The organism is Actinospineispora acaciae DSM 45401 (assembly GCF_000620785.1).
In the GTDB taxonomy this organism is placed as follows: Bacteria; Actinomycetota; Actinomycetes; order Mycobacteriales; family Pseudonocardiaceae; genus Pseudonocardia; species Pseudonocardia acaciae.
In genome coordinates, this window is record NZ_JIAI01000045.1 from 1 (window position 1) to 9,010 (window position 9,010).

General features: G+C 71.3%; 10 protein-coding genes. 4 read left to right on the plus strand and 6 right to left on the minus strand.

The genetic code is table 11. From position 1 onward, the window contains the following. Both N912_RS64870 and N912_RS59480 read left to right on the plus strand, forming a co-directional pair. The coding region (locus N912_RS64870; RefSeq protein ID WP_028927954.1) for a hypothetical protein at window positions 1-831 on the plus strand (831 nt) is incomplete at its 5' end. An 11-nt stretch (window positions 832-842) separates the two neighbouring features. Then, the gene (locus N912_RS59480) at window positions 843-1,613 is read left to right on the plus strand and encodes a class I SAM-dependent methyltransferase (protein ID WP_156994455.1); all 771 of its coding nucleotides are present in this window, start codon (window positions 843-845) and stop codon (window positions 1,611-1,613) included. Window positions 1,614-1,726: 113 nt separating this feature from the next. Here N912_RS59480 and N912_RS61710 read toward each other — a convergent pair whose 3' ends face one another. Continuing rightward, on the minus strand, window positions 1,727-1,957 hold the full coding sequence (locus tag N912_RS61710) for a DUF397 domain-containing protein (RefSeq protein WP_028927955.1): 231 nt from the start codon (window positions 1,955-1,957) through the stop codon (window positions 1,727-1,729). A 14-nt stretch (window positions 1,958-1,971) separates the two neighbouring features. Then, window positions 1,972-2,832 (minus strand): helix-turn-helix domain-containing protein, encoded by an 861-nt coding sequence (locus tag N912_RS59485; RefSeq protein ID WP_037070400.1) that lies wholly within the window; start codon window positions 2,830-2,832, stop codon window positions 1,972-1,974. Between the two features lie 124 nt (window positions 2,833-2,956). Here N912_RS59485 and N912_RS0147595 point away from each other — a divergent pair, with 124 nt between their 5' ends. Then, window positions 2,957-3,220, plus strand: a complete 264-nt coding sequence (locus tag N912_RS0147595; RefSeq protein WP_028927956.1) for a hypothetical protein — start codon at window positions 2,957-2,959, stop codon at window positions 3,218-3,220. Continuing rightward, window positions 3,220-3,438 carry a hypothetical protein gene (locus N912_RS0147600; protein ID WP_156994456.1) on the plus strand — a complete coding sequence of 73 codons (219 nt, stop codon included), beginning with the start codon at window positions 3,220-3,222 and terminating at the stop codon, window positions 3,436-3,438. The genes N912_RS0147595 and N912_RS0147600 overlap by 1 nt, the downstream gene beginning before the upstream one ends. A 3-nt stretch (window positions 3,439-3,441) precedes the next feature. Here N912_RS0147600 and N912_RS66710 read toward each other — a convergent pair whose 3' ends face one another. The 4 genes from N912_RS66710 to N912_RS0147620 form a co-directional block, all read right to left on the minus strand. Next, entirely contained in the window at window positions 3,442-5,970 is a 2,529-nt protein-coding gene (locus N912_RS66710; RefSeq protein WP_156994457.1) for an ABC transporter permease, read from the minus strand. Window positions 5,971-6,296: 326 nt separating this feature from the next. Beyond that, window positions 6,297-6,746 (minus strand): hypothetical protein, encoded by a 450-nt coding sequence (locus N912_RS0147610; protein ID WP_028927959.1) that lies wholly within the window; start codon window positions 6,744-6,746, stop codon window positions 6,297-6,299. Window positions 6,747-7,044: 298 nt separating this feature from the next. After that, window positions 7,045-7,407: a hypothetical protein gene (locus N912_RS0147615; RefSeq protein WP_028927960.1), complete on the minus strand. Its 363-nt coding sequence runs from the start codon at window positions 7,405-7,407 to the stop codon at window positions 7,045-7,047. A gap of 205 nt (window positions 7,408-7,612) precedes the next feature. Then, window positions 7,613-8,332 (minus strand): ABC transporter permease, encoded by a 720-nt coding sequence (locus N912_RS0147620; RefSeq protein WP_169748091.1) that lies wholly within the window; start codon window positions 8,330-8,332, stop codon window positions 7,613-7,615. Window positions 8,333-9,010 lie beyond the last annotated feature (678 nt).

A 9,010-nucleotide genomic window follows, 5' to 3' on the forward strand; every position in this document is an offset into this window, starting at 1 on the left:
GAAGACCCACACTGGTGGCAGGCCGAGGCGGACGGCCCGCAAGCCCACTACCGAGCGCTGGACTACCTACGCCGACGTTCCCAACCCGGCCCCACGCAGCTGCCGGCCGGGCTCGCCGCCGCGGACGTGTGGGACGAGCTGATCCTCTCCGCGTGGTGCTGGTGGGACCACAAGGCCCGCGAGCGTGAGCTGCTCGCCCGCGCGCAGCGCTACGGGCTGTCGCTGTCGGACCTGGGCGCGTTCCTGGGCATCCGCAGCCGCCAGGGCATGCGCGACTACCTCGACCGCGGCGCCGCGCTGCTCGACGAACGCGCCCGCCACGCCGCCACCCCGGCCCGCGCGGCCACCGGGGACGGCGCCACCTCCGCGCTGACCCGCCACCGAGGCCGGACCCGCGCCGAACGCGGCGCGGACGTGCACGCCACCCGCGCCGCCCGCCGCGCCGCCGCCCAAGCCGGGCCCCGACGGCGCTGGATCGCCGAGCACCGACCGGTCATCACCGCCACCCTGGACCGGCTGCTGCGCGAGTGTGCCCGCGCCGAGCTGCACCCCAACCCGAGCGACGACAACGGCGACGACAACGGCGAGGTCGCGCTCGGCGACTACCTGAGCTGGCTGGCCGAGGACCTGTCCACCGACGCGGTCACCGACGGCACCTTCGGCGCGCTCGGGCTCGTCCTCGGCGAACTACGCGCCCACCCCACCGCGACCGAAGCGCCCGCCAACCACGGCATCCACCAGGCCATCCGCGCCGCCGACCGGCTCCGCGCCGACTACGCCAACCTCACCGGCCTGACCACACCGGCCGCCGATGTCGGGGCCGGCCGTTAGCGTCGGCCACCGTGACCGCTCCCCGGATCGAACAACCCGCCGACCTCGCCACCGTGCGCGACTCCTACGACCGCGTCGCGGACAACTACGTCGAGATGAACCTCGGCGACATCACCACCCACCCCTGGCTGCACGCCACCATCGACGCCTTCGCCACCGCCGTGCGCGACCTGGACCGCCCGGTCCTCGACGTCGGCTGCGGCCCGGGATCCGTGACCGCCTACCTGGCCACCAAGCACGGCCTGGACGTCTCCGGCGTGGACCTCTCCGCCCGGATGATCGAACACGCCCGCCGCCTGCACCCCGGCCAGTGCTTCACCGTCGCCTCGGCCACCGAGCTGGACCTGGAGCACTCCTCCTACGGCGGGATCCTCGGCTGGTGGTCGCTGTTCAACCTGCCGCGCCACGTGCTCCCGTCCGTCCTGAAGTCCTTCGCCCGGGCGCTGGTCCCCGGCGGGCACCTCATCGTCGCCACGCACATGGGCGACGGCGAGATCGAACGCACCGAGGCCTACGGCGACGTGCCGGTCTCCTGGACCACCCACCTCTGGCGGCCCGAGCAGCTCACCACCCTGCTCACCGCCGCCGGCCTCGACCCGGTCGCCGAGCTGCGCCTGCCCAAGACCGTGGCCGGCGTCGGCGGCCTGGTCGTCGTCGCCCAGCGCCCCGATCAGCGAGGCGAAGGCGGTGCAAGGACGGCCCCCGGTGCCCCTCGCGCCGGCGTCGACCTGGACGACAACGCCGGGTTGCGCGGCCTCATGGACGCCGAGCCGGACCGGTAGACCTGGGCGTTCGGGGCGGAAGGAAACCTCGGACACCGCACACACCGTGTGGTCGCGGTACACATGTCCAGACGTGTGTGCGGCGGCGCAGCGCTGTGTGCGGTCGCCTGCGGCTACGTGCTCGGGTGGTCGAACTCGCCGGCTTTCACGCCGGTGAGGAACGCGGCGAACTCGGCCTTGGTGAACCCGAGCGTGGTGCGTTCGGCCGGCGGTGTCGTCGGGTACTGCTTGCTGTCCTGCATGCCGATCCACCCGTCCACGGTGCAGAGCATCACGCAGTCACCGGCTCGGCTCTCCGACGAGAAGCTGGACTTGACGTAGTCGCCAGCCCGAAGCGCTGCCATGGTCCTTCTCCTGGTCATAGGCTCATGGTCGCCCAGATCTGCTCGATGCGCTCGCGGGACCGCTCCACGTCGAGCGCCTTGCTGGCCGCGACGCTGTAGAGGTTGCTGTAGTAGCGCTGTTCGCTGGGCTTCTCCAGGAACACCGCGGCCGACGGCCAGGAGTCGACGAAGACGCACTCGGGATCTTCGGGGTTGGCGAACCGCATGATCTCGAAGGCCATGCCCTGCGCGGCGTAGTTACCGGCCTCGAACGGCACGACCAGCACCTCGACCGTGGCTTCCCATTGGGCGTCCAGCAGGTGCCGGAGCTGGCGTGCCATGGCGTCCCTGCCGCCGACATGCCGGTGCAGCGCGCCTTCGGCGATCACCGCCGTGTAGCGGAAGTTCGGGTCGTCGAGTCGGCGCTGGCGTTCCAGCCGGAACTCGACGATGCGCCCCATGTCCGTCGGCCGGGCGCTCTGCGAGGCGTACACCACGGCGCGGGTGTACTCCTCGGTGACCAGCATCGAGGGGACGAACGCCTCGATGTACTGCCGGACGTGCGCGGCGTCGGCCTCCAGCCCGACCAGCATCCCGCCGTTCTCCTCGATGACGTCGGCGAACTCGGCCCACCAGCCGAGCTGGTCACCCTGGCGCCACAGCTCGCGCCACTCCTCGGCCTGCTCGGGCGACGGTTGCAGGATCTCGATGACCTTGCGGAGCTGGACCTCGGTCATCCTGGCCTTACCGATCTCGATCTTGGACAGCCGCGACTGGTTGATCTTCCCGATCTGGCGAGCCAACTCCGCGCCGGAGAGATTCAGCTCGATGCGGCGCTCACGGACCTGCCGTCCGAGGCGGCGCCTGCGCAGCGTGGGACTGACGTGCTCGCTCATCCCTGTGTCCTCTCCACTTCCCCGTGGGGGTTCACCCGATCGACACGCTTGACTATCTCAGACCTAGTTCTAGTCTACGTGTCAATGCCATCGTACTGAACCGGACCTAGCCAAGGGCACGTTGATGACCAGGCACACGACCCCCGATCCCATCGACGCCGCGGCGTGGTTCGTCGCCGGGCAGCCGGGCGCGACCGCCCGGATCCTTGAGCGCCACACCGCTCGGGAGGACGGTTCCTGCGCCGGTTGCGGGGTGTACCGGCCGGTGCGCTGGCCCTGCGTGCTGGTTCACATCGCGCGGCGGGCGAAGAAGATCAGCTCGGCCGCCGACAAGGACGCGCCGCCGGGGCCCAAGCGGTGGGCCTGGTGCGGGCGGACGGCGGCGTGATGACGATGCGGATCCTCTTCGAGATCACCGGCTCCGACGGGTCGGTGATCGCGACCGGGTGTGACTCCACCCGGACGACCGACCTGAGCAGCTGGGACAACCACAGTTCGGTGGTGCGCCTGCTGCGGGCCAGGGCGGTGACTCCTCAGCTCGGACAGAAGCTCGTCATGTGGGTCGAGGCCGGCCCGCCGGTGCCGATCGGGCGGCGCTGGTCGTAGCGGTCACTCGAAGCGCAGCGCTTCGATCGGGCGTAGCCGGGCGGCGCGGTTGGCGGGGTAGCCGCCGGCGACGACGCCGATCACCAGGCTGACCACGAACGCGATCACCACGGGCTCCAGGGACATGACCGGAAGCGGGATCTGGCTGTCCGGGTCGCCGGCGCCGAAGCGGGGCAGCAGCATGATCCCGGCTTGGGTGATGCCCAGGCCGAGAACGATGCCGATCAGGCCACCGAGCCCGGTCAACATCACCGCCTCGGAGAGGAACTGGCGCAGGATGGCCGTCGTCTTGGCGCCGATGGCCTTGCGGATGCCGATCTCCCTGGTCCGCTCGGTGACCGCGACCAGCATGATGTTGGCGACCCCGATGCCGCCGACGAACAGCGAGATCGCCGCGACCGCCACGATGAACATGGTCAGGAAGTTGACGTACTGGGAGTTCTTCCTGAGCAGCTCGGTGAAGTTCTGGGCGTTGAAGTCGCGGTCCGCAGCCTGGTGGATGTTGTGCTGCTGGTCCAGGATCCTGATCACCTCGGAGGTGGCCTGCTGGACGGTGGCCGGGCTGGTCGACTTGACGATGATCATGTCGATCTTGCCGCCCCGGTCGCCCACGAGGTGCGCGCGCGCCGCGTCGAACGGAACGATCGCGGCCTTGTCGTTCTGGCCGTCCGGGGCGAGCACGCCCTGGATGGTGAACACGCTGTGGCCGAGCCGGATCCGGGTCCCGAGCACCTGGTGAGGGTCGGTGTCGTATCCGAACAGCAGGTTCACCGACTCCTGGCCGATGATCGCGGTCCGCGCGCCGCTGCTGATCTGCGCGTCGGTGAACCACTGGCCGGCCGACAGGCGGCGGTTGAGCAGCTCCAGGTAGTTCGCCTGGGCGCCGACCAGGGTCGCCTTGTCCTTGTTCTGCCCCACGCTCACCGGGACGTTGCCCACGATGGCGGGGGAGATCGCCGCGACGTGCGGGGCGCGTTGGTGGTCGCCCAGCGCCTTGACGTCCCGGTCGGTCAGGTTCCGCGATGCCTGGCCGGCGGGTGAGGAGCTCTTCGCCGGCAGGATGGTGATCTGGTTGGCCAGCTTGCCGAACTCGGCGTCGAAGCTCGCCTTCATCCCGTTGCCCAGCGCGACCAGCACGATCACGGCGGCCACGCCGACCACGATCCCCACGGTGGTCAGCAGCGAGCGCAGCTTGTTCATGGTCAGGCTGTGCAGGGCGGCCAGCAGGGCCTCGCGCATCTGGCCGGCCAGCGCGGAGTTCTCGGCGGCCTGGAAGGCGACCGGTTGCGGCCGGCGCTTGCGCCGCTTGGGCTCGACGACGGGCTCGCCGGGCAGCGGCGCGCCGCGCAGCACCGCCTCGGCGTCGCGCCGGTCGGCCTCGGTGGCCGCCCTGCGCTGCTGGCGGGCGGTCCGGAACTGGGTGAGCGCGGCGTGCGGACGGGCCAGCACACCACCGTCGGCCGTCATCGCCGCCCAGCGCGGCGCGCACCAGGCCCACGCCGCCCGAGCCCAGGCGGCCACGCGTTCGGCGGCCGACCTGGACGGCTCGGGAGGCGGCGGTGGCGCGGTCGGTGGCGCGGTCGGTGGCGTGGGCGGGGGCTCCCACGGGCTTGACCACGCCCAGGGGCTTGGCGGCACCGGCGGCGCGGGTTCGGGGACCGAGGGCGGCGGCGGCTGGGCCGGGATCAGGGCGTTCGGCAGGGTGACGGGCTCGATCGGCTGCGTCGCCTCGACCGAGGGCTCCAGCCGGGGCGGCGGCGCAAACGCCTGCCAGCCCGGTGGCTGTGCCGGCGCGACCGGCGCCGGCGCCCACGCCCACAGCTGCGCGGGGGGCCCGGCCATGGCCGGGATCCGCATCGGCGCCGGCCGGTGCGCGGGCGTCGGGGCCGGGCTGGGCGTGGGGGGCGGAACGGCGGCCGGCGCCGCTGGGGCCGCCGCCGCCGGCGGGGGCGCGGGCGCGGGCGCGGGCACCGGCGGGGCGGTGGGACGACCCACGTGGATGACCGCGCGCCGCGGCTCCTGGGTGAGATACGTCGAGGGCCGGAGCCACTCCGGGTCCGAGGGCAGCGGCGGCAGCGTGTAGCGCGGGCGATTGCGCCGGAAACCGCGCGCGGCGAAGGGCCGGGTGGGGCGGCGGTACCAGCGCGGGCGGGGCTCCGGCACGAGCCGGCGGTACTGCTGCCGGGCCGGGGCCGGGGCCATGTCGTCGTGGCCGGGCGCCGCGAACGCGCCCGCGCCGTTCGTCGGGTGCTCGACCGGCGGTGCCGGCGGCACGTGCCAGCCGTTCGTCGTGACGAGATCCGTGGCCGCCGCGACGCCCGCCGGTACCGGGGCGTTCGAGCGGTCAGGCCGGCCGGCGGTCGAGGCGACCGGCGTCGCGCGCCGGTCTCGGCGGCGCTTGCGGGCGATCTTGCGGTGCGCCGGGCAGCAGTACCGCCGGGCCTCGCCGGACGGGACGTCCTTGATCACTTTCGAGCAGCCGGGCAGTGCGCACACGGCGGGTGCGTCGCTGCCCTGGTGGGCGTTCGGCATGGTGAGGGCTCCTGTGGCCGCGTCGCGACCAACTCAGAAACGAGTAGGGGAGCGAGGCGCGCGCACAGCTCGGCGGCTCCGGCCATACGGGAACCACGGCTTTGGTCAGGCCATTCTGACCAGCGCAAACCTCACTGCCCGGAGGCCCATCCGTGGCACACTCACACCGAGGGACACCGTCTCCGTAGCGTGCGCTTTTCAGCCCAGGCGTCCGGAGCTACCGGGTCACGCCCACAAGCGTAAACCGGGCACCCGCGCCAACAAACACCGTTTCGCCGCACCTGACACGAATGGGTGGACCCCTCGGGAGAGGCTTGACGCGGCTACTAGCCGCCGTTGACGGCCGCGAACATCTTGGACACCACGGACTTGATCATCCCCATGATCCCGCCCGAGTCGCCGCCGTCGTCCCCACCGCTTGCGGCCGGGGAAGACGAGCCCTGCTCCTCCTCGGGGCCCGTCGTAGCGGCCTTCGGTTTCCCGGAGGTCGCCTCGGTCTCGGTCGCGGCCGCCGACCCTCCGGCGCCGGACTGCGAGGGCGCCTTCCGCACCCCGACCGAACCGTCCACGGCGGGCTCGCTGGAACCCGACGACCCGTCCGCGCCACCCGATCCGCCCATGCCGTCGGTGTCGTCCTTGGTCGGTAGCGGCGTCACGGCGGCCACCGCGCGCACGGCGGGGGCCGACGGGGCGGCGGTGCTGTCCGGCGCCACGCCCGGACCGGCGACCGTGGCCCCGGCCAGCACCAGCGCCGCGCCGCCAAGCATCACGGACATACGCACAGTGATCACTCCACACACAAGCGTCGAGAAGCAAAGAAAGAGGAAGCGCCGTAGAGCGGCGATACGCCAACCGCGGTGGACGTCACGCGGCGCCGGCCCCGCTGTCGGTGCTTGACGCCCTGCACCAACGCGCCGGAACCGTGGCGCGCAGCCAGGGTAGCCCACCGCGTCCATGGTCATCAGGCCACTACGCACCTTTTCGGAGTGCTATAGCAACCGTGGTGGCCTGATGACCATGGCTCGTCGGCCCGGACGGCGGTGACCTGGTTCGGTTCGCGGTCATCGCAGACGCCTATGCGGCCTGTGCCGGGGTGACCAGCGGGACGGTTCGCGCTGGGGTGCCGAGGGACGTGGTGGTCAACCGGTCCAGCTCGCCGCGCATCGCGGCCAGCGCACTGGCCAGGATCCGCTTCTCGCTGGTGGTCGTTCCGGTGCGGCCGGACTCGCGCAGTGCGATGTCGATCGTGGCGACGATGCACTGCGTGGACCGCAGCGGGGCTAGGGCTCGCCGGTCAACGAGATCGGCGAGCGAGTCGAGACGGGACTGCACCTCCCAGGCGAACCGGTGCAGCGGCAGCGCGCCGGTGGCGAAGGAGTCAATGGTGTCGCGCAGGCCGTCAGTAACAAACCTGATCAACTGCAGGACGGAACTCATCGGTGTTATCCAGACGGATACGGGTGCGCCGCACCGCGTGCGGTCGCGACCAGGACACAAGTGATGGACCTGGACTCCGTGGCTACAACACACCGAGACCTACGTGCCCGGCGGCGGAAGGATGGACAGCTACACATCGATCCGTGTCAGTACCGAGCGGCGATCACCTTATGTCGGGTACGGGGCCCGGTCAACACCCGTGGCGTCACTTGACCTCGGCGGTGTAGTCGCGGTCCTGCGGTGTGCGGATGTTGTGCCGTGCGTCCAGCACCGCGTACACCTGGTTCAACGCCGCGTCGACGGAGCTCGGGCTCTTCGACTCGACGATGATCGTGTTCACCGTGTCGGCCGCGTGCCGGCTGAGGATGGACACCTGGGCGGTACCCAGCGGCATGATGATCGCGTCGTCGTCCTGGGCGGAGTGCTCCAGGACGCCGATGGTTCGGAAGCGGGACCGCCCGATCTGCACGTCGGCGCCCACCGCCGCGCGCGTGTCGCCGCCGAACAGCGACGTCACGAGCGCGGGGCCAACCAGCACCACCTTCGCCCTGGAACGCTCCTGCGCGGTGGTGAAGTTGTCGCCGGCGGCCAGCTTGTGGCCGGTCAAGGCCACGTAGTCCGTTGTGGAACCGAAGAACTTCGCCTGCACGGTCTGCTGTGTGGTGATCGACGTGGTGCCGGTGACCACCGGCGTCACGCGGGCGACATCCGGGGCGCGCGCCGGGTCCCGCAGCGCTAGGGCGTCGGAGTCCTTCAGGTCCTTGGCCTGAGGGCGGTCGGCCTTGGTGACCACGATCTGGTTGCTCGGCGCCGGGGCCTGTGCGCTGGGGCCGGGCCGCCCGCACCCGCCCAGCACCGCCGTGGCCACGGCCACCACAACGACGACCAGCGCCCGCCCGCGCCCGCGTGCAGATCGACATGCCATGGCCCCACCCTCATCGAGTCCGAACCGCATTCGTACCGGAGATCCGGGTTAAGGCTCGGTCACCTTGTGGCCGAGCTCGGAGATAGGGAACGGGGGCAGGATGTCTTGGGCCAGATTGCGTAGGCGGTTGGTCACGGATGTCAGGGCCGCCGGTAGCGGTCCTCGGGACCGAGCCCTAGATGGACGGCCACCACAGTGAACACGAACGTCTCACACGCCAACCGGCTGGCCACCCGGTCCCACGGCGACATCGGCCCGGAACTATCCCCGCCGGTACCCATCCCCACCCCTCCCGGCCTGATCATCGACCGGTCCACACGCACGTCGGTTCATGGCAGCGAACCGCAAACCTCGGAGCGGTTCAACTCATCTGGGTTGCGTCGACGGTGCGGGGAGGTACTCTGGCGCTCGCGTCCGCCGTGTTGTTTGGCGCTTGTGGTGGATGCCAGGGCCGGTACTTGAGTGCTCCGCGCTTGGGTGTCGCTTCCCGCGTGACGTGACCGTGGGTGGTGTTTCCGGTCGGATCTGGGTGCCGGATGAGCCCCAGAAAAGCGTGGTCATGCGGCGTGTCTTCGTATCCGTGCGTGGCCGGTGTTCTGAGCGCTGAGCGTTTGTCGGCTTGGTGGATCCCGTTGGGGTGTTGGTGATGGTGTCGGTGGCTTCGGCTGGGGGGCGGCG